Source organism: Corynebacterium massiliense DSM 45435 (assembly GCF_028609805.1).
Classification (GTDB): Bacteria; Actinomycetota; Actinomycetes; order Mycobacteriales; family Mycobacteriaceae; genus Corynebacterium; species Corynebacterium massiliense.
In genome coordinates this window covers 719,928-745,286 of record NZ_CP063189.1, presented here as the reverse complement: position 1 = coordinate 745,286, position 25,359 = coordinate 719,928, and the positions used below count along the sequence as shown (strand labels likewise).

The window sequence follows — 25,359 nt, the reverse complement described above, 5'->3', positions numbered from 1 at the left end:
GCAGACTCACTGCGGTTCGAGAGCGGAGAGGATGCCGGCGGTGCTGCCGCGCCGGATCTGCGATGGCCGCGCGCCCACCAGGCAGTACGCCACATCGGGGTCCCCAGTCTTGCGCCGCGGCGCGAGGATGCGGTTGAGCAGCGGGTAAACCGCGGGCAGGTCCGGGTGCTCTTCAGTAAAGCGCGTGGCGATGCCCCGGGCATACCGCCCCGAAAACGCCCGCGTGGTCACCGTCGGGTCCCCGAGCCCCTCGTCGGCGTGGTGAGCGCCACAGGCGGCAATGGCTCGGCTATTGTCCCGACTCGTCCCCGCCTCCTCGGCAAGCAGGAACGGCGAGCCGCACACCACCTTCCGTACGTGCGGCAGGTTGAGGAGCGTGGTGACATCGGCACTGGTGCGCGCGCCACCGGCAGCGAGCAGCGGAACGCCGGGGACTGCGGCGGCAACCTCCCGCACGAGCTGCGGAAGCGGCCGCGGGTCGGGTTCGGCACGCACGTCCCAGGTCCCGCGGTGCCCGCCCGCCGCCGGCCCCTGTACGCACAGTACGTCCACGCCCGCAGCCGCAGCGCACTGCGCTTCGTCGATGGTGGTGACGGTGGTCCAGGCTTCGGCGCCCGCGGAGTGAATGCGGGTGACCTCCGCGGGGCTGAACGCGCCGAACATCGACCACACCACCGACGCGCCCGCGGACAGCGCCAGCTGGAGCTTCGCGTCCCACCCGAAGGAGTAATCGGGCGCTGCACAAGTGTCCCCGGGCGCGAACTCGGCGGCGAGGGCGCGGGCGGTGGTGAGCTCGGCATCGGCAAGCGGGGTCTGCGGGTGAAACAGGTTCACCCCGAAGCGCTCGCAGCCCGCCGCGGCGAGCTGGAAGACCTGCGTGCGCGCGGCCTCGACGCTGCACGTGCCCCACGCGAGGGTGCCAAAGGACGAGGCGGCGCAGGCGGCGCGGACCAGCGCGGGCGTGGTCGGCCCGCCGGCCATCGGCGCGGGGAGGACGGACGCGGCGACGGAATCGAGAACAGCGCTCATAGAGCCACAGCGTATGTGAGACGATGATTGTGTGTCTGCTATCAAAAAGCTTTTTGCCCGCATGTTCCGCCGCCCGCGCACGCTTGACCCGCGCGAGCTCGACGTCGACTGGCTCATCGTCGGCCTGGGCAACCCGGAGCCGGAATACGCGGGCACGCGGCACAACGTCGGCTACATGGCGGTCGACGATCTCCTAGCGCCCACCGGCGACATCCTCCAGCCAGTCAAGGGACATCGTGCCCACGCCGCGCTTTACGATGCCCACATCCTCGCCGTCCGCGCCGACACCTACATGAACACCACCGGCGAGGCGATTGGCCCGCTCGCAAAAGCGCTCGGGGTGGCGCCGGACCACGTGATTGCCATCCACGACGAACTCGACCTGCCGCCGCACAAGGTCCGGCTGAAGGCGGGCGGGAACGAAAACGGGCACAACGGGCTGAAGTCGCTCACCGAGCACCTGGGCACGCGGGACTTTGTGCGCGTGCGCATCGGCATCGGCCGCCCGCCGAAGGGCACGAGCGTGCCGGACTGGGTGCTCAGCCGCATCGACACCGGAGCCGGGCTCGACGAGCAGATCGAGTCCGCCGCCGAGGGCGCGCGGCTTATCACCCGCGACGGGCTGGGCAAGGCGCAAAGCGTCATTCACGCCCGCACGTAAGTAGCTCGCGCCGGCCGTCTACGAGAGCTTGCCCTCCAGTTCGGCGATGGCGGTGCGGAGTTGGCGGGAGGCGGCATCGTCAAGCACGGCGCCCTCGCGCCCCAAGGTCAGGGCGGTGTCAGACGCGGTCGGGTCCATGGCCAGCAGCCCGGTGACGGTGGTGCGCCAGCCAGCAATCGCGGCGCGGCCGCCGCCGGAACCGTAGGCGACGAAGGTGACCGGCTTGCCCTTCCACTCCGCGACCGAATCGAAGGCGTTTTTGAACGGGCCGGGCACGTTGCGGTTGTACTCCGGGGTGACGAAGACGAACGCGTCGAAGCCCGCCACCTTGTCGGCCCAGGCCTGCACGCGCGGGTCGTCGTACGTGCCGCCGGCCATGGCCGGGATGACCTCGGTGGTGGCGAACGGGATGTCCCAGTCGGCGAGCTCCACCAGTTCGTAGTCGAACGCGCTGTCCGCGACCTGCTCGGCCACCCACTGGCCTACGCGGGTGCCCACGCGGCCGTGCCGGATGCTGCCAACGATGATGCCAATGGTCATTTTCTCCATACCTTTCTGACAAGTGCGCCACTTTGTTGACGTATCATACACGCCGATTCCGGCGGCGCCGCGACTGGCCGCTAAGCTTATCCACCATGAGTTCCGTCGCCGCTGAAGCCTCCCGCCGCCGCACCTTCGCCGTCATCGCCCACCCGGATGCCGGTAAATCCACGCTCACCGAGGCGCTCGCGCTGCACGCCCACGTCATCAACGAGGCCGGCGCCGTCCACGGCAAAGCGGGCCGCAAGGCGACGGTGTCCGACTGGATGGACATGGAAAAAGAGCGCGGCATCTCGGTCGCCTCGTCGGCGCTGCAGTTCGAGTACGCCCCCGAGGGCCACGCGGGCGCGCCGTACATGATCAACCTCGTGGACACCCCGGGCCACGCGGACTTTTCCGAGGACACCTACCGCGTGCTCACCGCCGTCGACGCCGCGGTCATGCTCATCGACGCCGCCAAGGGCTTGGAGCCGCAGACGCTGAAACTGTTCCGCGTGTGCAAGTCCCGCGGGCTGCCGATCATCACCGTGATCAACAAGTGGGACCGCGCCGGCCGGGAGGCGCTGGAGCTTGTCGATGAAATCGTCAACGAAATCGAACTCCAACCCACCCCTCTGTACTGGCCGGTGGGCGAGGCGGGTGACTTCCGCGGCCTCGCGCACGTCAACGACGACGGCGAGGCGGACGAATACATCCACTTTTTGCGCACCGCGGGCGGCTCGACCATCGCGCCGGAGGAACACTTTGCCCCGGACGCGGCGGCGGAGAAAGAGGGCGCGGCGTGGGAGACCGCGCAGGAGGAAGCCGAGCTACTCGCCGCGGACGGCGCGCTGCACGACCAGGAGCTGTTCGAGCAGTGCGTGACCTCGCCGCTGATCTTCGCCTCCGCGATGCTGAACTTCGGCGTGCACCAGATCTTGGACACCCTGTGCGCGATCGCCCCGCAGCCGCGGGAGCGCGACTCCGACCCGCGGGCGCTCGCGGCGTCGCAGCAGGCAATGGACGAAACGCGCGCGGTCGCCGACGACTTTTCCGGCGTGGTGTTCAAGGTGCAGGCCGGCATGGACCGCAAGCACCGCGACACGCTGGCATTTATGCGTGTGGTCTCAGGCGTGTTCCGCCGCGGCATGCAGGTCACGCACGCACAATCGGGCCGCAGCTTTTCCACCAAGTACGCGCTCACCGTCTTCGGCCGCACGCGCGACACGGTCGAGGAGGCCTACCCCGGCGACATCGTCGGTCTGGTCAACGCGGGCTCCCTCGCGCCGGGCGACACGATCTACGAGGGCAAGAAGGTCCAGTTCAAGCCGATGCCGCAGTTCGCGCCGGAGGCGTTCCGCATCCTGCGCGCGAAGTCGTTGGGAAAGTACAAGGCGTTCCGCAAGGGCCTCGAACAGCTCGACGCGGAGGGCGTGGTGCAGATCCTGCGCAACGACGCGCGTGGCGATGCCGCCCCCGTCATGGCCGCCGTCGGCCCCATGCAGTTCGACGTCATGCAGGCGCGCATGGAACTCGAGTACAACGTTGAGACGGTCACCGAGCCCATCCCCTACTCCGTCGCGCGGCGCACCGACGCCGAGTCCGCGCCGGAGCTCGGCAGGCAGCGCGGCGTGGAGATTTTCACGCGCACCGATGGCGAGCTCATCGCGCTGTTTGGCGATAAGTGGAAGCTCAAGTTCATCGAGAAAGAACACCCCGAGCTGACGATGGACACGCTCGTCGCCGACTAGCGCGGCCGGTCTAGCGCCCGCGGCTACGCGCCCGCGGCTACGCGCGGAGAAACTCCTCCCACGCCGGCCACTCCCGTTCCACCTGGCGCATTCCGGCCGCGTAGTTTGCGTGCAGCTTTTCCACGTTGCGCTCGGTGGAGGTGACCTGCATGTCGTCGGGGAAAAACAGATAGGCCTTGCCGGCCTTTTCCAGCTCGAGCAGCCGGTCTTTGACGGCGTTGTAGCGCGCTGGGCGTTCGATAAGCGCATCGGCTACCGCCGGGTTCTTGCGGAAGGCGCGGCGCACCAGCCCCGGCCGCGGAACCTCCGGGCGCACGTAGTCGCGCGGTTTCGTACCGAGGAAGAACACGCGGTCGTATCCCGCCTCGAGCGCTGGGTCGACAGGGAGTCCGCCGTGTTCGCTTAGGGCGCCATCGTCAAACGGCACGCCATCGATAACCCGCATGGGCATGATGACGGGAAGCGTCGACGATGCCCGCACCCGCGCCAGCAGGCCCGGCAGGTCCGGCACGTCGGCGCGCGTCCAGTAGACACTCTCGCCGGTGTCGGCGCGCGTGGCGGTCAGGTTGAGCTCCGCCGGGTGCTGCTGGAACGCCTCGTAGTCGAACGGCATGTCCGTATCCGCTGAGCGCTCGTAGATGTACTCGGCGTTGAAGTATCCGCGCCCGCGCACGAGCGAGCCGACGCCGCCGAAGCTGGGGTTGTTGGCAAAGTCGGTGAAACACTCCCGGGCGCGCTCGGCATCGCGCGATAAGTAGTTGAGCGCGTGCGTCGCCCCCGCCGAGACCCCGCCGACCCAGCCGAATTCGACGCCGTGTTCCAGCAGCTTGACGATGCCCGGCGCCGTATACGAATTGCGCATCCCGCCGCCTTCGAGCACGAGTGCAATGTGGTGTGCATCAATCATCGCGGCTCCACAGTACTCGGCTAGGCTCGGCGGGCATGGGATTGCGGGATTTCCTCGAACGGGTTGTGGGCGGCGCCGGCGGGAGCGGGAGCGACAGCGCGGGCGACACGGGCGGCCGGACGCGGTCTCGGCGCCGGTCTCGGCGCCAACCCAAGCTCGGACAGGCGCCACAACACGCGGTGGACATCGCCGCGCGCACGCTGCAGGTCTCCACGGCCGAGGGCATGGTCATTGTCGTGCTCGACCAAGAGGCGGCCGCCGCGCTGCAGGAAACGCTCGCGCGCGACGAGTCCGCCGCCCTCCACGGTCCTGCGGGCGCGGGCAAACCCGCCGGCGAGGTCGTGTACTTCGTGCCCACCTGGCGCGCGGCGCTCGCCGTACACGATCCACGCTACGGCTGGGCGGTTCCGGTGGACGGTGAGGAACGGGTGGGCATCGCAAAGCTGGGCACGGCCCCGCAGGAGGTGGAAGTCTCCGCGCGGCTCGGGCTGGTTATAGAAGAGACACCCCGCCCATAATCACCAGGAAGACCGCGACGGCCAGCCCGCCCCACAGTGCGACGCGGGCGGAGTTGCGGCGCGCGGCGTCAAAGGTGCGGCCGGCCGCGCTGTCCGGGCGGGCGCGCACAACCGCGATAAACAGCCCGCACACCACCGGCAGCGACAGCGCGAGCGTGGCGTAGACCGCCAGCCCGACGTACTGCGTCGCGGGCGCGAGATCGGTCGCGGCCAGGTGCAGCAGGCCGTAGTAGAAGGGCACGGAGGTTAAGGACTGGATGGCGCCCATCGCAAAGCCGATGCCCACGGTGGTAGCCGAAGGGCGCTGCAACGGTTCCATGAGGCGCCGGACTAGTTCGTTGGGGCTGCCCTGCGAACGCCACGCACCGATGCCGAGCGCGATGCCGACAACGATGAGCACGATGCCCGCGACCGGAGATTCGAGAATGTGCTGGATGCGCTCGCGCACGCCGAGGAGGAAAAACAGGACGGCGGCCGCGGCCGCGACGACGCCGAGCCAGTCGCCGATGACGACCAGCGTCGCGATTTTCCGGTAGCGCCCGCGCGGCAGCATGATGCCGATTGCCACCAGGATTCCTATCAGCAGGGCGTTGACGGAATCGCCCAGCGCGTAGAGCACGGCGTGGAGCATGCGGCTTAGCCTACCGCCCGCCGACGCCCACTACGGCAACCGGCGCCCCCGCACGGGCCCGGCAGCGAACCCGCGAACACAGCCGAAGAAATTGCACAGTTCCCGCAAATTTGCATAGAGTGTGCAACGTTCGTATTTTTCTCCCCGCTCATTCCGCGAAAGGAATCTTATATGTCCCGACTGCTGTACCGCATCGGCAGCTGGTCTTACAGAAAAGTTTGGCCGTTTCTAGCCTTCTGGCTCGTCCTGCTCGTCGCGATGGGCGGGCTGGCTGCCGGGTTTGCCAAGGAGCCGAACCCGAACTTCACCATGCCGGAGATGGACTCCACCGTCACCCAGGACAAGATGAACGAGCGCTTCGGCAACGACTCGGATGCCATGAGCGAGCCCACCGGCACCGTGCTCGTACAGGCGCCGGAGGGCAAAAAGCTCACCGACCCGGAGGTGATGAACGAGGTCGACTCGCTGATCGATGACCTGCGGGCAACCGGCGCACTCGAAGACAGCGACGAAATGGTCAACCCGGTGCTCGCCGCTAAGGGCATGGAAAAGCAGCTCGGCGAGCAAAAAGCCGCGCAGGGCACGCCGAAGGAGCAGATCGCCTCCGACCTCAAGGCGCTCTCCCCGCTCAGCGAGGACCAGCGCACCGGCACCTTCACCGTCACGTTCGACGCGCCGGAGGTCATGGAGATCGACCCCGACGCGAAAGACGCGGTCACAGACGTCATCGACCGCTACGACGCCGGCGAAAACGGCGCCGCGCACATCGCCGCCAAGTACAGCGGCAACGCCTTCCAGTCCGCCGGCCAGGACATGGACATGACCTCCGAGACCATCGGCCTGGCGGTGGCGGCGGTGGTGCTCATCGTCACGTTCGGCTCGCTCATCGCCGCGGGCATGCCACTTATCTCCGCGGTGATCGGCGTGGCCATCGGCCTGCTCGGCGTGCAGCTGTGCACCGTGTTCACGGACAGCATCTCGGAAGTCACCCCGATGCTCGCATCCATGATTGGCCTGGCGGTGGGCATTGACTACGCGCTGTTCATCGTCAACCGCTACCGCAACGAGCTCATCACCTCCTCCGGCCTCAACGACCTGACACCGAAGGAGTTGGCGGCCGCGCTCAAGTCAATGGACAAAAAGACCCGCGCCCACGCGATGGGCATGGCGCTGGGCACTGCCGGCTCGTCGGTCCTGTTTGCCGGCGTGACGGTGCTCATCGCGCTGGCGGCGCTGTCCATCATCAACATCCCGTTCCTCACCACGATGGCGCTTGCGGCCGCCGCGACCGTCGCCATCGCCGTGCTGGTGTCGCTGACCTTCATCCCGGCCCTGCTGGGGCTTTTGGGCACCAAGATCTTCGCCGGCCGCGTGCCGGGCCCACAGGTCCCAGACCCGGAGGACGAGAAGCCGACCATGGGCCTGAAGTGGGCCCGCCAGATCCGCCGCCACCCGTGGCTGAACCTCATCGCCGGCGTGGTGCTGCTCGGCGTGCTGGCCATCCCCGCCGGCAAGCTCAGCTTGGCGATGCCCACCGACGGCACCGCGAAGCTCGGGTCATCGCAACGCGACGCGTACGAAATGACCGCCGACGCCTTCGGCCCGGGCCGCAACGCCCCGATGGTCGCCTACGTGGACACCGCCGACGTGGCCGAGCAGGACCGGATGCAGGCTTACAGCGACGTGCTGGCGAAGTTCAACGACACCGAGGGTGTGGACAACGCCCAGATCGTCCAGACCACGGACAACATGGACGCCGCCCAGGTGCTTATCACCCCGACCACCGGCGCTACCGACGAGGCCACCACCGACACCCTTAACCGCCTGCGCGACTACCAGGCGGACTTCGAGTCGGAGACCGGCGCTACCTTCGGCATCACCGGCGTCACGCCGATTTTCGATGACATCTCCGAGCGCCTCACCGACGTGCTTGTCCCCTACCTGGCCATCGTGCTGGGGCTCGCGTTCATCGTGTTGCTGCTCGTCTTCCGTTCCATCTGGGTGCCGCTCATCGCGGCGCTGGGCTTCGGCTTGTCGATGGCCGCCGCCTTCGGCATCACCGTCGCCATCTTCCAGGAAGGCATGTTCGGCATCATCGACGACCCGCAGCCGCTGCTGTCCTTCCTGCCGATCATGCTCATCGGCCTGACGTTCGGCCTGGCGATGGACTACCAGGTCTTCCTGGTCACCCGCATGCGCGAGGGCTTTGTCTCCCGCGGCAAGACCGCCGGCAATGCGACCGCGAACGGTTTCAAGCACGGCGCCCGGGTGGTCACCGCCGCCGCGCTGATTATGACCTCGGTTTTCGCGGCGTTCATGTTGATGGACGAGCCGTTCATCAAGACCATGGGCTTCGCACTCGCCGTGGGCGTTCTTTTCGATGCCTTCGTCGTCCGCATGACCATCATCCCGGCGACGATGTACCTGTTGGACCGCAAGGCGTGGTGGATTCCGCGGTGGCTGGATAAGTTCCTGCCTAATATGGACATCGAAGGCGAGGCCCTGCAGCGGGAGAATGCCCAGCTCGCGGCGGCCTCCGGAAACACCAGCGGGGCGATGGCCCGCACCGATGCGACGACAGGACACGAAACTATGGATGATTCTCACGGTTTGAGCCGCCCGGTCAGCAACTCGGCCGCCGACGCGCAACACGCCGACGCACAGCGCACTCACCAGGCGCACTCGGGCGACACGCAGTCCGACCCGCGCGAGACGCCGCGCGGGTACGCGGAGCTGGTCGGTTACGTAGACACCCACGCCGACGAGCACTCCACCGATCCGGAAGACATCGACGTCACCCCGGCCACACACGACGGCGGCCACGTCCGCGAGGGCGAAAAGTCGGTGGCGGGCAACCAGCTGCACACCGGCAAGACCGCGTCCTACCCGTATGCCGATTCCCCGCTCAACCACGGTGGCGGCGCGGCTGCTGGCGCGGGCGCTGCGGCTGGCGCGCACCCTGCCGGGAAGGGCTCGGCAATCTCGCGTTTCTTCCGCAACCTGGATAACCGCGTGGTGTGGCTCTTGGGCGGCACCACGGCCGCAGCCGCGCTTGCGGCGTTTGTCGGCGGCTCGCTGGGCAACCGTAAAAACGACAAGCAGTTCGATCACCTGCTGCCGCGGGACGTGCGCGCCGAGCGCGACCGCGCCGATCGTGCTGAGTACCTCGAGAAAAAGCTGCGCGGCAGCCGCCGCGGCCGCAAGCGCCTAGATGATCTCCTGCGCGAGGACGACGACCTCAGCGACAAGCTGAGCAAGTTCAAGCGCCGCGGCGAGAAGAAGCTGCGCGACGAGTTCGGCGACGCGAAGAGCGGCCGGGGCCGGAACTGGGGCGACTGGTTCCATGGCTAGTCTCCGCGAGACCAAAAAGCAGGCCACTCGGCAGGCGATCGCGGATTCGACAGCGCGGATCATCCTCGACGACGGCGTCGACGAGCTGACCGTCAGCCGGGTTGCGGATGAGGCGGGCATTTCCGCCCGCACCTTCCACAACTACTTCTCCGACCTGCATGAGGCGTTGTTGGTGTTTACGGAGACATCGATTAGCGCCGCGGCCGATGACTTGGCCGCGCTGTCGGACGAGTACTCGACTGTCGATGCCGCCGAGAAATTGTTTTCCGACGCCGTCGAGGACACCACCGCGCACCTGCACTCCCTGTCTTCCCTGCTGCTGGTGGCCGACCGCGTCAAGCGCATGGGACGGCCGCCGCAAAACGAGCCGCGGCAGATGGAGCGCCTGTTGGAGCCGCTCGTGCGGGAGTTCGGGCGCCGCTCGCATCTGGATTCGCCGGTGGAATCCCGGATCCTGTTCGCCGCCTGTAGCTCGGTCGGCGCAGCGGCGATCAGCGAGTACTACAAGCTGCCGGAGCCGCGCGATCCGGAACAGGGCCGCGAGATAGTGCGCACCGCGTTTAAAGTGCTGCGAACGACCTCGTAAAAGGCGCTCGGCACCGGGGGCGGGGCCGGCCCTACTCAGCCGCGGGGTTGTCCTCCGGCTGCTGGCCTTTCACGCGCATGCTCGCGTGCCCGCGCCCGCTGCCCACGCGCGGCGAGCTCTTCTCAATCGCCGCCGCGCTCTTGCGCAGCGACCGCAGCTGGCGCAGCCGGGCCCGCACCGCGGCATCGGACTTCGGCGCGGCATGGATGAACTCCTCCGAGCCGTACCCGGCCTGGATTTCTTTGACGCGCAACACTTCTGCGTCGATTTTCACGCCGATGAGCAGGCACAAGTTGCCCAGCCACGTGCCCACGAGCACGGCCAGCGCGGTGCCGAACGCGCCGTAGGCGCTACTGACCCCCACCACGGTGAGGTACACGCTGAACCCGCCCCACACGAGGCCGCACACGATAAGCGCGAACGTGGAGCCCAGGGTGAGCAGCCGCAGCTTGCCCGGCCGAACGTTCGGGGTGAGGTAGTACAGCATCGCCAGTAGCACCACGGCAATGACCACGATGACCGGGTAGCGCACCCACCGCCACACCGGCAGGAAAATCGACGTCAAGTACTCGACCGTGCCCGTGATGTGCAGCGGCTCCGCGATGGGCTCGAGCACGCCCAACACGATGGATTCCCGCAGCAGCGCCGCGAGCATGAGCGCAACGCCGCCCACCACCAACAGCACGGTCACGCCCCACATGCCGAGCCAGGTGCGCACGATGCCGCGGCCTTCCGCCCGGCCGTACATGACGTTGGCGCTGCGGGAGAACGCACGCACATACGCCGACGCCGAAATCAGCGACACCAGAATCGAAATCACCAGCGCGACGGTGCTGTCCGCGCTTGTGCCCACAATCGCGTGCACGAAGGCCCCGGCGTCGTCGTGGAGGGAGGGCGGCAGGTAGTTGACGATGAGCTCATCGATAAGCTCCACGCCGTCCGCGCTCCCCCGCGGCAGAAGCAGCAGGACGATGGAATACGCCGCCACGATGGTCGGCGCGAGCGACAGGACCGTGTAATAGGTCAGCGTGGCGGCCTTGTCCACCATCGCGTCGTACCCGAAGTCGTAGACGACGCGCTTGACGATGTGCCACCAGCTCGCCCATTGCAGCCGATTATTCCTCCCGCGCAGGGGGTTCGGCTGCAGCGATCGCGGCGGCAGCGCGCGGATCTGCCCGGGCCCGTACCGCATGACCAGCTCGGTGCGGTAGGACGCAACGTCGTCGGACTCGTAGTCCGGGTCCGTGGGTTCCGCGCTGAGTGCCATGCCGCCTTAGCCTAGACCAGACCGCGCCTACACCAGGCCGCGGCTACACCAGGCCGATCCAGTGCCAGTACGTCGCGGAAAGCACAAGCACCAGAAGGTAGCCCACGACGGTGAGCGGAATGCCCGTCTTCAAAAACTGCTTCGTGGTGAACGCACCGGTGCCGTAGGCGAGCATGTTCTGCGGCGCGGAGACCGGCAGCAGGAAGCCGAAGCAGATGACGAACTGCTGGATGATGACGAAACCGATGCCGCCGTTCGGCGCGTCCAGGGTGCTGGCCAGCGCGATAAACACCGGGATAAGCGCGGACGCCAGCGAGGTCGCCGAGGCAAAACCCAGGTGGATGAGGATGTTGAAGAGGGCGACGATGGCGATGGTGGCGAGCATCGGCAAGCTAGCCAGCCCCAGCGCACCGAAGGTCTTTTCGGACAGCCACGCGGCCGCGCCGGTGTTGAGCAGGAACGACCCCAGCGAGATACCCACGGCGAAGACGATGAGCGTGCCCCAGTTGATGTGGTTTTGTGCGTACTTCCAGTCCATCACGCCAATGCCCGGCAGGAGCATGAAGCCGACCGCGACGATGGTGATGACCGACGAGTCGATCGGGTGCAGTACGCCCTCGGTAGCCCAGAACGCGAGCAGCACGACCGCGATGGCGGTCAGACGCTTTTCCTCCCCGCTCATCGGGCCCATCTCGCGCAGCTTTTCGCTAACCAGCTCGCGGCCGCCGGCGATGGACTCGGCCTCCGGCTTGATGGCCGCGCGCATGATGAAATACAGCGCGATGGACATGACCACCGACCACGGCGCCGCCCACAGGAACCACTGGCCCCAGGACACGCTTTGGCCCATTTGGTCCTCGATGAAGCCGACGGCGACGAGGTTCTGCGCGGCCGCGGTCTTGATGCCGACGTTCCAGATGGACACCGCCTGCGTCGCGGTGATGATGAGCAGTGCGGACAGCTTCGAGTTCACCGACAGGCCGAAGGCGGCGACCATGCCGAGCAGGATGGGCACGACGGCGCCGGCGCGGGCCGTGGCGGACGGTACGAAAAACGCCAGGATGATAGAGATGACAATCGAGCCGACGACGATGCGCGAGGTCTTCTCGCCGGCGAACTTGAGCACGTAGAGCGCGAGCCGCTGGTGCAGCCCGGTCGCCTGCATGGCGGTGGCCAGCGCGAGCGCGGCCGCCACGAGCGCGACTGCCGATGACGAAAAGCCCGACATCGCCGTCTTCAACGCCGCGCTGGTGCCGATGAGCTCGCCCGGTTTGTCCGGGTCGGGGCTAAACCCGAGCAGCAGGGAAATAAGCCCCAGGATGAGCACGGAGCTGACCGGGTAGGTTACCGCCTCGGAGACCCACATGATGACGGCGAAGGCGAGCATCGCCAGCGCGATCTGGCCGGGGCGGTCGAGGGTGTCCATCGGCAGGAACAAAACGGCCGCGAGCGCCGCGAACGCCAGGAAGAAGGCGACGATCTTGCCGGTCTTCTTGTTCTTGCGCTTCTCGGGCGCGCTGTCGTTGTCGGCGCCGGCCCCGGAACCGGAACCTTGGGTTGTTGCTTTTACGGCATTCGAGCTTGGCGATGTCGACACTGCCCGCACACTTCCTGCCCATTAGTTGAAAAGTTCTTGGCTTTACTACGAAAAACGTTACCTTTTAACCTCATGAGCTGGAAATTTCCGGTCTATGACATATCTCTCGGTAGGAAGGTCAGCGCCGGCGCCGAGGCTGCGGCACCCCTGCGGCACCGCCGCACCCGGCTCGGCCCGTGAGATGTCATCTCGCGTTAACCGATTTCATACGGCGGGAGCCGGACGGGCCGAGTACCGTGTAGGGGAGGTTCGACGCTCAGCGTCGTCACAGTAAGCGGTTAGAAAGGTTGTCTTCAGTGAAAGTTGCGGTTCTTGGCGGCGATGGTTTTTGCGGTTGGCCGGCTTCACTCCACTTATCCGATCACGGAAACGACGTGGTTATCGTGGATAACCTCAGCCGCAGGGCCATCGATAAGGAGCTGGGAGCGGAGTCGCTGACGCCGATTGCGGGCATCGAAAAGCGCATTGCGGCGTGGCAGGAACTAACCGGCAAGACCATCGGGTTCCGCAACATCGATGTCGCCCAGGACTACGACGGGCTGCTGCAGTTTCTTATCGATGAACGCCCCGACGCCGTCATCCACTTCGCCGAACAGCGCGCCGCGCCGTATTCGATGAAGTCCTCGCGCACCAAGCGCTACACGGTGGACAACAACGTCAACGCCACCCACAACCTGCTCGCCGCGATTGTTGAGTCCGGCCAGGACATCCACGTCGTGCATTTAGGGACGATGGGCGTGTACGGCTACGGCACCGCCGGCATGGAAATCCCCGAGGGCTACCTCGACGTCGAGGTGCCGACGGATAAGGGCGAGCGCATCGAGCAATCCATCCTCTACCCCTCCAACCCGGGCTCGGTGTACCACATGACAAAGGTGCTGGATCAGCACCTGTTCGCCTACTACGCCAAGAACGACGAGCTGCGGGTCACGGACCTGCACCAAGGCATCGTGTGGGGCACGTTCACGGAGCAGACCGCGAAGGACGAGCGGCTCATCAACCGCTTCGACTACGACGGCGACTACGGCACCGTGCTCAACCGCTTTCTGATGCAGGCCGGCGTGGGCTACCCGCTGACCGTGCACGGCACCGGCGGGCAGACCCGCGCGTTCATCCACATCTCGGATATGGCCAAGTGCGTGGAAATCGCACTCAAGAACCCGCCGGAGCGCGGCGACCGAGTCAAGATCTTCAACCAGATGACCGAAACGCACCGCGTGCGCGACTTGGCGGAGATGGTGGCGAAGTTCTCCGGCGCCGAGGTCGCCTACGTGCCCAACCCGCGCAAGGAGTCGGCGGAAAACGAGCTCTACGCGTCGAACACGACGTTCCTGGATCTGGGCTTGGAGCCGACCACCCTGTCCGAGGGCCTGTTGCAGGAGGTCGAGCACGTGGCCAAGCGCTACGCCGACCGCGCGGACCGCTCCAAGATCCCGGCGCAGTCGCTGTGGACGCAGAACCAGGCGGCGGGTGTGCCGGACTCCGAGGCGAAATAAAGGTACCCGCACGTGCGCATCGCCTTATTCACCGAAGTCTTCCTGCCCAAAATCGACGGCGTGGTCACCCGCGTGACGCGCACCCTGGACCAGCTTGCCGAGCTCGGCCACGAGGTGCTCATCTTCGCCCCCGGCACCCCGCCGGAGACGTACGCGGGCTTTGAGGTCTACAAGATCCCGTCGCTGTCACTCAACGTCTACCCGGAGATCAAGTGGGGCCTGCCCGATCCGCGCATGGTGGCGAAGCTGCGCGAGTTCGACCCGGACGTCGTGCACGCGGTGAACCCGATCTGGACCAGCGCGTATGGCGTCTTGCTTGCCCAGTGGGACGCGTACCCGCTGGTGTGCAGCTTCCACACGAATATCCCGGAATACACCGACGCGTTGGGCATCGGCTGGGTGCGCCCGCTTGCGGAGAAGGCTTTGGGCTACCTGCACGGGCGCGCGTCGGTGAACCTGTGCACGTCGGCGCCGATGGTGGACAAGGCGCGCGGGCTCGGATTCCCCAACGTGAAGCTGTGGCCCAAGGCGGTGGATACCGCGCTCTACCGCCCCGACCAGGCCACCCGCGAGATGCGCGAGCGCCTCACCGGCGGCCACCCGGACGCGCCGCTGGTGACCTACATCGGGCGCATTTCCAAAGAAAAGGACCTCGACCGGCTCGCCCACGTCATGCAGCTGGTGCGCGAGGAGGTCCCGGCAGCCCGCCTGGCGCTGGTGGGCGCGGGCCCGCACTTTGAGCAGATCCAGCAGGACTTCGCGGACCAGAGCGAGGACGCCGTGTTTACCGGGTACCTGTCCGGCGACGAGCTCGCAGCGGCGTTCGCCAGCGGCGACGTGTTCGCGTTCCCGTCAGCGACCGAGACGCTGGGCCTGGTGGCCCTCGAGTCGTTCGCGTCGGGCGTGCCCGTGGTGGGCACCCGCGCCGGCGGCATCCCGTTCGTCATCGACGACGGCGAGACCGGCCTCCTCGTCGACGAGGACGCCGACGACCAGGCCTGGGCCGACGCGCTCACGGAGATATTGCTCGACCGGGACCGCCGCTTTTCGATGGGCCGCGCCGCCCGCGCCGAGGCCGAAAAGTTCTCGTGGCGCGAGTCGACGCTCGCGCTTGTCGATGCCTACCAGGAAGCCCTCGACGCCCCCTTACACCGCGGTTAGCGGACCCACCCGCGGTGTGAATCGCAGGGGCTCACCGCAAAACGGACAAAGCTCCCTCCCCCGCCAGATTGTTTCGGCGAGGTCGGGAGCTTTTGGGTTGTAGGGCGCGCTTGGAGGGCGCGATGCCTAGCGCGCGGAGACGAGGTCAGAGTCGGCGGACTCGCGGTCGACAGCTCCGCGGTCGGTAGCTTCGCGTTCGGTAGCTTCGCGTTCGGCATCGTCACGCAGCTTCGACGGCTCGAGAACGTTGACGCCGCCGGCGGCCCGGTCCCACATCTCTTGGTCTTGGATGCCGGCGCGCTTGGCTACCACGGTGGCGACCAGGGACTGGCCGGTGACGTTGACCGCGGTGCGGCCCATGTCGATGATCGGCTCGGTGGCCAGCAGCAGGCCCACACCCTCGAGCGGCAGGCCCAGCGTGGACAGCGTCAGTGTGAGCATGACCGTCGCGCCGGTGGTGCCCGCCGTGGCGGCGGAGCCAATGACGGAGACGAACACGATGAGCAGGTACTGCGTAAACGACAGCTCAATGCCGTAGAACTGCGCGACGAAGATAGCGGCAACGGCCGGGTAGACCGACGCGCAGCCGTCCATCTTGGTGGCCGCGCCCAGCGGGATGGAGAAGGACGCGTACTCCTTCGGCACACCCATGGACTTCTCGGTCACGCGCTGAGTGACCGGCATGACGCCCATCGAGGAGCGGGACACAAACCCCAGGGAGAACACCGGCCACACGCGGCGGGCGAAACCGGCGACCGGGATGCCGTTGAACAGTGCGGTCAGCGGGTAGATGACGAACAGCACCAGTGCGAGGCCCACGTAGATGGCGAGCACGAACTTGCCCAGCGAGCCGAGTGCTTCCCAACCGTAAGTGGCCACGGCCTTGCCGATGAGCGCCGCCGTACCAATCGGCGCCAAGCGGATGATCCACCACAGAACGGTCTGGATGACCTTGAGGAAGGACTCGGTAAACCGCAGGAACGGCTCGGCCGCGCGGCCCGCCTTGACCGCGGCGACGCCGATGGCCAGGGAAATGACCAAGATCTGCAGGACGTTGAAGGTCAGGCCGACGGTCAGCTCTTCCGGGTCGAACTTACCGGTGAGACCGATGATGTTGGCCGGGACAATGGACTGCAAGAAGCCCATCCAAGAACCGGTGTGGGTCGGCGCGGCGGCCGTCGACGGATCGATGCTGGTGCCAGCACCCGGGCGGAGCACCTCGGCGGCCACGACGCCGGCGAGCACCGAGAAGAACGCGGTGATGGCGAACCACACCAGCGTGGAGATAGCCAGCCGGGCCGCGTTGGTGACCTTGCGCAGGTTGGCCACGGAGGTGACCACGGCAGTAAAGACCAGCGGCGGGATCATGACCTTGAGGAGCTGAATGTAGGTATCGCCAATCCCGGTCATGGCGGTGGCCAGCCAGTCAAAGCCGTCCATGCGGGCGACAAAGCCCAAGACGAGGCCGATGATGAGACCCGCGATAACCTGGGCGCCGAAGCCGGTGGCCCAGCCGGGAAGGCCGGACTTCTTCGGCGCGGCCTCCTCGCGCTGCCGCCCGCGCGCGGGCGCGGCGGATGTTTCTGGAGCGGACATTGTCCCCACTTTCTATAAACCAGTAAGTGGCCGATAGTCCGCACCCATGAGCGAACCGATCGGTCTACCTTTATGATTTTCACATTCCACTTGATGAAACATCTACATCCTAGAATTATTCCAGCTAAGACACAAAGCGGGACGTGCCGGCGAACGTGCAGGTTCGCCGCAAGTAGACCGATCGGTTCGAATTAATTCAGAGGTAAGCGCCACACGCTGGCGTCGCGAGACACACGCAGGCTGCCTGCCCGCTACACCCCTAGCGCGGCGCGGAACTCGCTGGGGTCGACGGCATCGGTACGTGACGGGTCGAAGTCCGCATCCGGCCGCTTGTCCACCAACACCGCGCGCACGCCCTCGGCGAAGTCGCGGCGCCGCCGCATGTACTCGCCGAGCCGCTTCTCGGCATCCAGGGCCTCGCGCACGTCGTCCATCTGCTCTTCCGCGCGCAAAAGTTCGGCGGCGGCTACCAGCGAAGCGGGCGCGGCCTGCGCGGTGAGCTTTTCTACCTGCGCGATGAAATCCTCGTCGCCGCACTCCCGCACCGCCGCGGAGATGTCCTGCCAGGTGGCGTGCGAGAAGGTCTCTTCGATGACGGGGGCGAGGGCAGCGAGCGGAGCGTCAGAAGACGAGGCATCGCCAGGGGCAGCATCGTAAAGCGCGGCGTCCACCCCGCGGTCGATGATGGCCCGGATGGTGGCCTCAGCATCGTCCACGTAGTGGGTAGCCAGGCCGGTCCACAGCATGTCGGCGGCGTACTGGCGGTAGCCGGTGATGGCCCAGAACTTCGCCACGGCCGGCGACGCCGTGCCCCGGGTGCCCACCGCGCGCTGGGCGGCGAACCCGGCGGCGACGTCGGTGACAAAGCCGATGTTCATCTCCGGCATGGCCATAAATGCCTTGTCGGTGACCACGCGGTGGCTGCCGTGCAGGCTAATGCCCACGCCACCGCCCATGACCACGCCGTCCAGCACGGCCACGAATGGCTTCGGGTACTTCGCGATCTGCTCGTTCATCGCATACTCGGCCGCGAAGAACTCGTCGGCCTCCGCGGACTCGCCCGCCAATTCCTTGTCGCGGGCCCAACGGACGTCGCCGCCGGCGCAGAAGGCTTTCTCACTTGCGGAGTGGATGAGGATTTGGGTGACGGAGGCATCGTCACGCCAGGCGTCCAACGCGTCCGCAACGATGGTGACCATTTCCGGGTTCAGTGAGTTGAGCGCACGCGGGCGGTTGAGGGTGATGCCTCCGGTAGTGTTTCGAACGTCAGTGATAACGGGCTTTTCGTCTGCTGCAGTCATAGACCCAAGTGTTCCACATCACGAAAGGACTTTTTCGGCTTCACCATGACCAGTGATCACGCGCATCGCTCCCCCGCTCAGTGCCCGCGGCTTATTGCGCTCGACATGGACGGCACCCTGCTCGACGGCGACGGCAACATTCCAGAGAAGTTCTGGGACCTGCTTGCCGCGGCGCAGGACCGCAACATCGCCATTGCCCCGGCCTCGGGCCGGCAGCTGGCCACGCTGCGGGATATGTTCTCCGCGGACACGAACGGCGCCGTCCCCTCCACCTTCATCGCCGAGAATGGCACGGTGGTCTTCCACCGCGGCGAAGTCATCGACACCACGCCGATCGCGCCTGACGATGTCCACCGCCTCCTCACTGCCGCCTCTAATATCTCGGCACCGCACGACATCGTGTTGTGCTCGCCGGAATGCGCCTTTACCACTCAGGGGCCGTCGGATGCGGCGCGGAAAGAGATGGGTAATTACTACCACGCGCTCAAAGAGGTCGATGACCTTGCGGCGGTGGCGGACAGTGAGACCATCACGAAGGTGGCCACGTTGTGTTTCGATGGCACCGAAGAGCACGTCGCGCCGGTCTACGAGCGCGAGCTCACCGGGCTAAACATCGCGGTCTCCGGGCAGATTTGGGTGGACGTGATGGCCGAGGGCGCAGACAAGGGCGCCGCGCTGCGCCACCTGGCGGACAAGCTCGACATTGCCATTGAGGAGACCGCCGCCTTCGGCGACTTCCTCAACGACTACGAGCTACTGCAGGCAGCCGGCACCGCCGTGGCGATGGACAACGGCCACCAGAAGCTGAAAGACATCGCCGACCGCATCGCCCCGCCGAATACTGAACAGGGCGTCATCCAGGTGCTGGAGGAATGGTTGGGCTAGCCCCGCGGGGGATATCCCTGCCGGGGGTAGCTCTGCTGCGCTAGCCCCGTTCGCGGTTAGTCCTCCACGCCGAACTCGGCCATCTTGTCCCACTCGGTCTTTCCGTCAATGTGGAAGTTGATGATGTCCGGGGTCTCGAGCAGGTACTTCGGGAATTCTTCGCACGCGCGCTTGAAGTGGTCGGACTGGACGTGGTCGACGTCCTTGCCGTCGGCGTAGGTCTCCAGCAGGAGGAAGCGCTGGTTGTCTTCCGGGTCGCGGAACCACTTGAAGTCGAGGTTGCCCTCCTCGGCGCGGCAGGCCTGGGTGAACCAGTCCATCTCGTCGAGGAAGGTGTCGGCGTACTCGGGCTTTACGTGGAACTGAACGTTGATGAAAATCATGCGCCCGAGTCTAACCGCGCTCGCCCGCCCGATGCCCACACCCCGCAGCGCGCGATGTGGGCCATTTTCGCCGCAGATCGTCGCAGAAACCCGCGAAAATCCCAGTATCTCGCGCTTGGAAGGGTTCAACACTCGCGGACTGCCAGAAGAACGGCTCTCAGACACACGAAAAGGCGGGCGTCATGCCCGCCTTTTCGTTTCCTAACCTCTGTTAGGTTGAGCTACGCTGGATTAGTTGGCGAAGAACTCCGCGACGTAGAAGTACTCACCGTCGCTCGAGGCACCGACGCCGAAGGCGTGGCCATCATCGAACGGGTTCGCCTCGCGGGACTGCAGCCACTCGTAGCGTGCCTCGGCCTCCTGCGGGGTGAGCTTGTAGATGTTGCCGATGCCCTCGTCCAAGTGCGTGGTGCCCTGGCCGACGCCGCCGACGAATTCAACCTGGCCGGTGGCGGCCTCCTGTGCCCACTCGGAAGCAATCGCCTGGGCGTCCTCATCGAAGTGGTGGCCCTGCTGGGTAAGGTGCTCGACCGTCGCGTCGGCCAAGTCCTTCTGGAGCTGTACCTGCTGCTCCGGATCCATCGCAGCCGGCGCTGCCTCAGCGTCTGCCTCCGGAACCTCAGCCTCCGGCGCGTCTACAACCGGGGCCTCCGCCGGGACGTAGCCCTGGCCATCGTGCGCCGGCACCAGATCCGGGGCCGGCTGCTCGGCAGCAGGCACATCTGCCGGAGCCGGGGCAGGCTCAGCATGGGCAACCACGCCGCCTGTCAGAGCCAGAACGGAGGCGGCAGTGACGGAGACAATTCCATTTACAGTACGCATGCCACTCAGTATGGCGCGCTTACCGTCGTACACGAAAGCGATTCGCCGATTTCTTTAGCGATCGCAACGGCATTGTTATCTCGCTGTCGCTCATACTCCCCTACGGCGTAGCCGTCCAGAAAGTCCTCGAGCTCACGCGTTGCGACATCGACGAGGACTTCCACGAGGACGCGTAAACCTAAGTTATGTACACAAAGACCGGCCCTGGGCTCCCACCGAGGTGGGCAGCGGAACCGGTCATGTCGCTGGCTAGCTTAATCCAGCTAGTCAAGATAGCTGTAGTTAATCTCCGTTTCCGGTTCGAAGAAAATCGGCTCCCCCGCAATCGGACGAACCCAAATTCGTTCTCCTTGCTGGATCGTGATGCGCTTGTCCACACGAACAGCGATGTTCTGGCCGCGCACATGGATCCCTGCGCCTACACCATCCACTGGTGTGCAGTAGGCATATTGTTCGACACCGAGTTGCTCAACGATGACAACCTCGAGCTCAACCGCCGTCCCCTCCGGCGGTTCTACGGCTGACACCACTTCCCAGCCCTCCGGCCGGATCCCCACAATGACGTTGTCACCGGAGACTTTCTCTGCCTCTTCGCGGGGCATACCTAGCTTGATTCCCTGGTTCGCCCCCATTACCGCGTCGCTGTCGGCGAAGCGCACGCCCTCAATAATCGTCATCGCGGGCGAGCCAATGAAGCTCGCAACGAAGGTGTTGCCTGGGTTGTTGTACAAGGTCTCCGGGGTATCAACCTGCTGGAGGACACCATCGTTAAGTACGCAGATCCGGTCGCCCATAGTCATCGCCTCGGTCTGATCGTGGGTGACGTAAACCGTGGTGGTGTTGAGCTTGCGCTGCAAGGCGGCAATCTGCGCACGGGTAGACACACGCAGCTTGGCATCCAGGTTGGACAATGGCTCGTCCATCAAGAAGACCTTGGGCTCGCGCACGATGGCACGGCCCATCGCCACGCGCTGACGCTGGCCGCCAGACATGGCCGAGGGTTTCTTGTCTAGAAGATCCTCTAGCTCGAGCATCTTCGCGGCGGTCTGTACCCGCTCGTTAATGACGTGCTTATCCAATTTCGCGTTCTGAAGAGCGAACGCCATATTCTGCCGGGCCGTCATGTTCGGATACAGCGCATAAGACTGGAAAACCATGGCAACGTCGCGTTGGCGAGCCCGCTTTTCAGTTACGTCTTCCCCATCAATGAAGACCTGTCCTTCATCCACGGGCTCCAAACCAGCAAGCATGCGCAGCGTCGTGGACTTTCCGCAACCAGACGGACCGACCAATACGAGGAACTCGCCGTCAGCGATGTCCAACTGCATCCGGTTTACTGCCGGTGGCCGCTTCGGGTCGTAGATTCGCGAAATTTGGCGCAACTCAACTGTCGCCATGGTCTCTCCTTCAAACGTTACGCGCTGCACTTCATGCAGACGTGATTGAATACGCGCCGGTGCGCCCGACGCCTGCTGTCTTACTGCCTTACTTCAGCTTCGGTTCAATCTGCGAGTCGATGGTGCTCTGGGTTTCTTTCTCGACACCGCTGAACACTTCGTCGACGTCTTCCCCACCGAGGGTGATGCGGTCCAACGCGCCGCCGATGCGCTGCCCGCCGCCCGGAACAAACACACGGGCATTGTCCTGCGGCTTGGTGTTCTCCGTCAGCTGCTTAATCGAAGTTTCAGCGTTCGGGTGCTCCTTCAGGAATTCCTTTTCCTTCGGATCATCCAGCGCATCTTTGCGCACCGGCATGTAACCAGTCTTCTGGCTGAACTTGATGGTGTTTTCGGTGTTGGTCAAAAAGTCGATGAACTTGATTGCGTTAGACTTCCGTTCATCAGAAATCTTGGACGGAATCGCGAGACCAGCACCGCCTGTCGGAGCCGACGGCCCCGGCCCCGGAAGGTAGGTCGTAATGAATGGGACTTCCGATGCCTCAGTCAGACCACCAAGCGAACCGGTAGAACCGACAAACGAGGATGCGTTTCCGTTGCCGAACGAGACGGTCGGGTCCTTCGCAATTTCGATGTTGCCCTTCTTCACCTGGTCCTGGAGGAACTTCGCTGCCTCGATCGTCTTCGGGTCAGTGAACTTCAGGTCCCAGTCATCCGAGTAACCGCCACCGAAAGCCCAAGCCATTCCCTCGAAGTACCAATCCAGGTAGTCATCACCAGATGCCATGGTCAGTGCCGGCTTGCCAGTCTTCGCTTTGAGCTTGTCAGCCCACTCCGCGAATTCCTTCCAGTCCTTGGGGCCGCGGTCAGTAGGTAGACCCGCTTCCTTGAGCTGGTCGGTGTTCCAGTACATCAGCGTCGTGGAACGAGAGTACGGGGCTCCGTAGTGCTTGCCGTCGAAGTTGTAGTCCTCGCGGAGGGTATCGACGTAGCTATCCGGGTTCAGGTTTTCCTTTTCCCACAGCTCATCAAGGTTCTCTGATGAGCCATTGAGAGCGAAGTTGAACCACGTCATGTCGGAGGCCACGAACACATCAGGCAAGTCGTTGCCAGCCAGGGCCGCGTTGAGCTTTTGAGCAACTTCCTCGTAGGAAGATCCAGCATCAACGAGCTTGACTTTGAGATCCGGGTTTTCTTCTTCGAATTCCTTGATCATTTCTTCTTCAAGGTCGCGCGAACTACCCGGGTGGTTCGACCAGAACTGGATCGTGTTCGCGTCACCGGACTTGTCGCTTCCGGCTTCGTTCATGGAACCGCCAGCACAAGCGGTCAGCGTCAGAGAGGCCACGAGAGCGGTAGACGCAGCAACCGCCATGCGCTTGAAGTTAATGCGCTTGTTCATGATGAGTTCTCCGTTTCAGGATCTGAAGTGGTGAGGGTTAGTAGGGAGGAAAAGAAGTGGAGGCTATCTCGGGTTTTAGCCCTTTACAGCCCCGGCGGTGAGCCCTTTGATCATCGGTTTCTGCATAACCAGAAAAACGATGAGCATGGGCAAAGTGGTGAGGACTGTGCCTGCCATAACGGGGCCCCAGTTGGTCATGCCTTCCACCTCTTGCAGGCGGGTCAGACCGATGGGCAGCGTGGCCGCATCCGAGGTGTCCGTAATGAGGAAGGGCCAGAGGTACTCGTTCCACTCGTTGACAATCGTGATGACCACGAAAGCGGAAAGGGTAGGCCACGACATGGGTAAGACCACGCGGAATAGCTTGGTCAGGAACCCAGCGTTGTCCATTTCGGCCGCTTCTAGAACTTCCTTCGGTAACGATTCGAAGTGGTTTTTCATCAGGAAGCAGCCAAAGGCCACGCCGGATAGCGGGAGAATGACGCCTAGGTACGTATTGCGCCACCCCATCGCTGCCACGAGCGCGTAGTTGGAAATGATGGTGATTTGTCCGGGCACCATCAGAGCCGCGATGACCAGAACGAACAGCAGGTTTTTGAGCGGGAACCGAAGAAACGCGAACGCGTATGCCGAGGCCACCCCGAGCACGATCTTCACCACGGTGAGGATCAGCGTGATGAAGATCGAATTACGCAGGTAATAGACGAACCCCGACGTGTTCCACACGTGCGAATAGTTTCCCGGTACCCACGAGCTCGGCCAGAAAGTGATCGGATCCGAGTACACCTCCGAATAGGACTTCAAGGAGGTGATGGTGATGAAGTACAACGGTACGAGGATCAGGCACACGGCAAAGAACAGGCCGATGTACCCCATCACCTTTTGTGTAGTGGACGCATTGTCCACTCCTTCGGTTCCGAGGCGCCGACGCTGTTTGTCGGTGATCACAGGTTCGCCTCGGCCTTGGCTGCCCGGGACCGGTTGCGGAACTCCCCGCGACGGTGGGATGTGAGAAGTCCGGGTGGGCGCGGTAAGTGCTTGAGAATTGGTCATGTTTACTTCTCCAGCCGTTTCTGAAGCCACAGCTGCAGCACCGTGATGAGCAAAACAACGAAGAACATAATGGTCGCGACCGCTGCGCCATACCCTGCGCGGGAGTTAACGAAGGTTTCCTGATAGACCTGGAACACCATGGTGGATGTGCCGTAACCGAACGGGCCGCCGCCGGTCATCACGTTGATGACGTCAAAGACTTGCATGGAGCTCAGAAGAACCGTGATGAGCAGGAAGAAAGTGATGGGACGCATCTGCGGCATAACGACGCGGAAGAAGTGGCGCCATGCCGGCGTCCCATCGATCTCAGATGCCTCGTCCAGGTCGGAACGACGCCCCTGCAACGCGGCCAGGTAGATGACGAAGACGTACCCTGTGTTCTTCCAGATGTATGTCACCGTGATCATGAAAAGCGCCCAGCCCGGTTTCTGGTAAAAGGACGGCACAGGCACGTTGACCAGGTTCAAGAACCACTGAATGAGCCCATAGCTCGGATCGAAAATGAACTGGAAGGCCACACCGATAGCCGCACCCGATACAACGTACGGTGCGAAAACGATAGAACGCACCGCTGCACGCCCATGGAGCTTCTGATCCAACAGAACCGCAAGAGCAAGCCCTAGGATCATCGACCCCACAACGGCGCACACCGTGAACACGAGAGTGTTCATCACTACGGTTCCTGTTTCCGGGGCCGAGAGCCATTGGCGGTAGTTCCCCAGCCCGACGAACGTCATGTCTGAAGACGAAATGTTCCAGTCGAAGAAGGAAATCCGGATGTTATCGACCAGGGGACGATACGTGAAAATGATGAGCAAAAGCAGATTAGGCGCAATCAGAAGGGCAGCAAGCCCGACCTGCCGCCAGTCAACGCGGTTGCGTCTTCTTTTGGGAAGTCGCTCAGACTCTATTGCCGATGGTCGCGCCGACACTGCTGGGATGGCAGTTGTCATAGGTCGCTAATCTATGGGGCACATGTGAATCCGCCATGAACGGCACATAGCGGACGGGATAAGCGTTGTTAAACTTCTCCGAACAGCGCACCT

21 protein-coding genes and 1 pseudogene are annotated in these 25,359 nt (G+C 64.6%); 8 read left to right on the top strand and 14 right to left on the bottom strand.

All coding sequences use genetic code 11. The features are described 5' to 3' along the window. Positions 1–6: 6 nt before the first annotated feature. Positions 7–1,029 (bottom strand): nitronate monooxygenase, encoded by a 1,023-nt coding sequence (locus CMASS_RS03575; protein WP_022862812.1) that lies wholly within the window; start codon positions 1,027–1,029, stop codon positions 7–9. Between the two features lie 31 nt (positions 1,030–1,060). Between CMASS_RS03575 and pth the strand changes: the two genes are divergently transcribed. After that, complete coding sequence (gene pth / locus CMASS_RS03570) at positions 1,061–1,690, top strand: aminoacyl-tRNA hydrolase (protein WP_022862813.1); 630 nt, start codon at positions 1,061–1,063, stop codon at positions 1,688–1,690. Between the two features lie 18 nt (positions 1,691–1,708). On the opposite strand, the gene CMASS_RS03565 is transcribed toward pth, so the two are convergent. After that, positions 1,709–2,230, bottom strand: coding sequence for an NADPH-dependent FMN reductase (locus CMASS_RS03565; protein WP_022862814.1), 522 nt, complete (start codon positions 2,228–2,230; stop codon positions 1,709–1,711). A 95-nt stretch (positions 2,231–2,325) separates the two neighbouring features. Between CMASS_RS03565 and CMASS_RS03560 the strand changes: the two genes are divergently transcribed. Next, positions 2,326–3,960 carry a peptide chain release factor 3 gene (locus CMASS_RS03560; protein WP_022862815.1) on the top strand — a complete coding sequence of 545 codons (1,635 nt, stop codon included), beginning with the start codon at positions 2,326–2,328 and terminating at the stop codon, positions 3,958–3,960. Positions 3,961–3,997: 37 nt separating this feature from the next. Here the strand turns inward: CMASS_RS03560 and CMASS_RS03555 are convergent, their stop codons facing one another. Further along, positions 3,998–4,867 (bottom strand): patatin-like phospholipase family protein, encoded by an 870-nt coding sequence (locus CMASS_RS03555; RefSeq protein ID WP_022862816.1) that lies wholly within the window; start codon positions 4,865–4,867, stop codon positions 3,998–4,000. Positions 4,868–4,902: 35 nt separating this feature from the next. Between CMASS_RS03555 and CMASS_RS03550 the strand changes: the two genes are divergently transcribed. Further along, positions 4,903–5,385, top strand: a complete 483-nt coding sequence (locus tag CMASS_RS03550; protein ID WP_156831779.1) for a hypothetical protein — start codon at positions 4,903–4,905, stop codon at positions 5,383–5,385. Here the strand turns inward: CMASS_RS03550 and CMASS_RS03545 are convergent. Next, positions 5,360–6,016, bottom strand: coding sequence for a GAP family protein (locus tag CMASS_RS03545; RefSeq protein WP_022862818.1), 657 nt, complete (start codon positions 6,014–6,016; stop codon positions 5,360–5,362). The two genes, CMASS_RS03550 and CMASS_RS03545, sit on opposite strands and share 26 nt — an antisense overlap. 171 nt (positions 6,017–6,187) lie before the next feature. Between CMASS_RS03545 and CMASS_RS03540 the strand changes: the two are divergent. Next, positions 6,188–8,542 (top strand): annotated as a pseudogene (locus CMASS_RS03540) (MMPL family transporter); the annotation flags it as partial. An 817-nt stretch (positions 8,543–9,359) separates the two neighbouring features. Then, complete coding sequence (locus CMASS_RS03535) at positions 9,360–9,953, top strand: TetR/AcrR family transcriptional regulator (protein ID WP_022862820.1); 594 nt, start codon at positions 9,360–9,362, stop codon at positions 9,951–9,953. Between the two features lie 31 nt (positions 9,954–9,984). On the opposite strand, the gene CMASS_RS03530 is transcribed toward CMASS_RS03535, so the two are convergent. After that, positions 9,985–11,220, bottom strand: a complete 1,236-nt coding sequence (locus tag CMASS_RS03530) for a YihY/virulence factor BrkB family protein (protein ID WP_022862821.1) — start codon at positions 11,218–11,220, stop codon at positions 9,985–9,987. A 43-nt stretch (positions 11,221–11,263) separates the two neighbouring features. After that, positions 11,264–12,817, bottom strand: a complete 1,554-nt coding sequence (locus CMASS_RS03525; RefSeq protein WP_022862822.1) for an SLC13 family permease — start codon at positions 12,815–12,817, stop codon at positions 11,264–11,266. 296 nt (positions 12,818–13,113) lie between these two features. Here CMASS_RS03525 and CMASS_RS03520 point away from each other — a divergent pair, with 296 nt between their 5' ends. Both CMASS_RS03520 and CMASS_RS03515 read left to right on the top strand, forming a co-directional pair. Further along, positions 13,114–14,313: an NAD-dependent epimerase/dehydratase family protein gene (locus CMASS_RS03520; protein ID WP_022862823.1), complete on the top strand. Its 1,200-nt coding sequence runs from the start codon at positions 13,114–13,116 to the stop codon at positions 14,311–14,313. A 12-nt stretch (positions 14,314–14,325) separates the two neighbouring features. Beyond that, a complete protein-coding gene (locus CMASS_RS03515) occupies positions 14,326–15,474 on the top strand; it encodes a glycosyltransferase family 4 protein (protein WP_022862824.1) in 1,149 nt (382 codons plus the stop codon). Between the two features lie 126 nt (positions 15,475–15,600). Here CMASS_RS03515 and CMASS_RS03510 read toward each other — a convergent pair whose 3' ends face one another. Further along, positions 15,601–17,070, bottom strand: coding sequence for a dicarboxylate/amino acid:cation symporter (locus tag CMASS_RS03510; protein WP_022862825.1), 1,470 nt, complete (start codon positions 17,068–17,070; stop codon positions 15,601–15,603). 251 nt (positions 17,071–17,321) lie between these two features. Continuing rightward, on the bottom strand, positions 17,322–18,371 hold the full coding sequence (locus CMASS_RS03505; RefSeq protein WP_022862826.1) for a 3-hydroxyisobutyryl-CoA hydrolase: 1,050 nt from the start codon (positions 18,369–18,371) through the stop codon (positions 17,322–17,324). A gap of 45 nt (positions 18,372–18,416) precedes the next feature. Between CMASS_RS03505 and CMASS_RS03500 the strand changes: the two genes are divergently transcribed. Then, complete coding sequence (locus tag CMASS_RS03500; protein WP_022862827.1) at positions 18,417–19,256, top strand: HAD family hydrolase; 840 nt, start codon at positions 18,417–18,419, stop codon at positions 19,254–19,256. A 56-nt stretch (positions 19,257–19,312) separates the two neighbouring features. Here the strand turns inward: CMASS_RS03500 and CMASS_RS03495 are convergent, their stop codons facing one another. The 6 genes from CMASS_RS03495 to CMASS_RS03470 all read right to left on the bottom strand — a co-directional run bounded on the left by CMASS_RS03495 (position 19,313) and on the right by CMASS_RS03470 (position 25,266). Next, entirely contained in the window at positions 19,313–19,639 is a 327-nt protein-coding gene (locus CMASS_RS03495) for a putative quinol monooxygenase (protein ID WP_022862828.1), read from the bottom strand. Between the two features lie 231 nt (positions 19,640–19,870). Then, on the bottom strand, positions 19,871–20,461 hold the full coding sequence (locus tag CMASS_RS03490; protein ID WP_156831780.1) for a hypothetical protein: 591 nt from the start codon (positions 20,459–20,461) through the stop codon (positions 19,871–19,873). A gap of 263 nt (positions 20,462–20,724) precedes the next feature. After that, positions 20,725–21,858, bottom strand: coding sequence for an ABC transporter ATP-binding protein (locus CMASS_RS03485; protein ID WP_022862831.1), 1,134 nt, complete (start codon positions 21,856–21,858; stop codon positions 20,725–20,727). An 88-nt stretch (positions 21,859–21,946) separates the two neighbouring features. Beyond that, complete coding sequence (locus tag CMASS_RS03480) at positions 21,947–23,260, bottom strand: ABC transporter substrate-binding protein (RefSeq protein WP_022862832.1); 1,314 nt, start codon at positions 23,258–23,260, stop codon at positions 21,947–21,949. A 75-nt stretch (positions 23,261–23,335) separates the two neighbouring features. After that, complete coding sequence (locus CMASS_RS03475) at positions 23,336–24,136, bottom strand: carbohydrate ABC transporter permease (protein ID WP_022862833.1); 801 nt, start codon at positions 24,134–24,136, stop codon at positions 23,336–23,338. A gap of 179 nt (positions 24,137–24,315) precedes the next feature. Then, the gene (locus CMASS_RS03470; RefSeq protein ID WP_022862834.1) at positions 24,316–25,266 is read right to left on the bottom strand and encodes a carbohydrate ABC transporter permease; all 951 of its coding nucleotides are present in this window, start codon (positions 25,264–25,266) and stop codon (positions 24,316–24,318) included. Positions 25,267–25,359 lie beyond the last annotated feature (93 nt).

Excerpts from the sequence above, each read along its gene's own strand:
- CMASS_RS03555 (WP_022862816.1), bottom strand. The coding sequence starts at position 4,867 with ATGATTGATGCACACCACATTGCACTCGTGCTCGAAGGCGGCGGGATG.
- CMASS_RS03480 (WP_022862832.1), bottom strand. The coding sequence starts at position 23,260 with ATGAACAAGCGCATTAACTTCAAGCGCATGGCGGTTGCTGCGTCTACC.
- CMASS_RS03510 (WP_022862825.1), bottom strand. The coding sequence starts at position 17,070 with ATGTCCGCTCCAGAAACATCCGCCGCGCCCGCGCGCGGGCGGCAGCGC.
- CMASS_RS03500 (WP_022862827.1), top strand. The coding sequence starts at position 18,417 with ATGACCAGTGATCACGCGCATCGCTCCCCCGCTCAGTGCCCGCGGCTT.
- CMASS_RS03530 (WP_022862821.1), bottom strand. The coding sequence starts at position 11,220 with ATGGCACTCAGCGCGGAACCCACGGACCCGGACTACGAGTCCGACGAC.
- CMASS_RS03490 (WP_156831780.1), bottom strand. The coding sequence starts at position 20,461 with ATGCGTACTGTAAATGGAATTGTCTCCGTCACTGCCGCCTCCGTTCTG.
- CMASS_RS03550 (WP_156831779.1), top strand. The coding sequence starts at position 4,903 with ATGGGATTGCGGGATTTCCTCGAACGGGTTGTGGGCGGCGCCGGCGGG.
- CMASS_RS03560 (WP_022862815.1), top strand. The coding sequence starts at position 2,326 with ATGAGTTCCGTCGCCGCTGAAGCCTCCCGCCGCCGCACCTTCGCCGTC.
- CMASS_RS03485 (WP_022862831.1), bottom strand. The coding sequence starts at position 21,858 with ATGGCGACAGTTGAGTTGCGCCAAATTTCGCGAATCTACGACCCGAAG.
- CMASS_RS03470 (WP_022862834.1), bottom strand. The coding sequence starts at position 25,266 with ATGACAACTGCCATCCCAGCAGTGTCGGCGCGACCATCGGCAATAGAG.
- CMASS_RS03495 (WP_022862828.1), bottom strand. The coding sequence starts at position 19,639 with ATGATTTTCATCAACGTTCAGTTCCACGTAAAGCCCGAGTACGCCGAC.
- CMASS_RS03575 (WP_022862812.1), bottom strand. The coding sequence starts at position 1,029 with ATGAGCGCTGTTCTCGATTCCGTCGCCGCGTCCGTCCTCCCCGCGCCG.
- CMASS_RS03565 (WP_022862814.1), bottom strand. The coding sequence starts at position 2,230 with ATGACCATTGGCATCATCGTTGGCAGCATCCGGCACGGCCGCGTGGGC.
- CMASS_RS03505 (WP_022862826.1), bottom strand. The coding sequence starts at position 18,371 with ATGACTGCAGCAGACGAAAAGCCCGTTATCACTGACGTTCGAAACACT.
- CMASS_RS03545 (WP_022862818.1), bottom strand. The coding sequence starts at position 6,016 with ATGCTCCACGCCGTGCTCTACGCGCTGGGCGATTCCGTCAACGCCCTG.
- CMASS_RS03475 (WP_022862833.1), bottom strand. The coding sequence starts at position 24,136 with ATGGGGTACATCGGCCTGTTCTTTGCCGTGTGCCTGATCCTCGTACCG.
- CMASS_RS03535 (WP_022862820.1), top strand. The coding sequence starts at position 9,360 with ATGGCTAGTCTCCGCGAGACCAAAAAGCAGGCCACTCGGCAGGCGATC.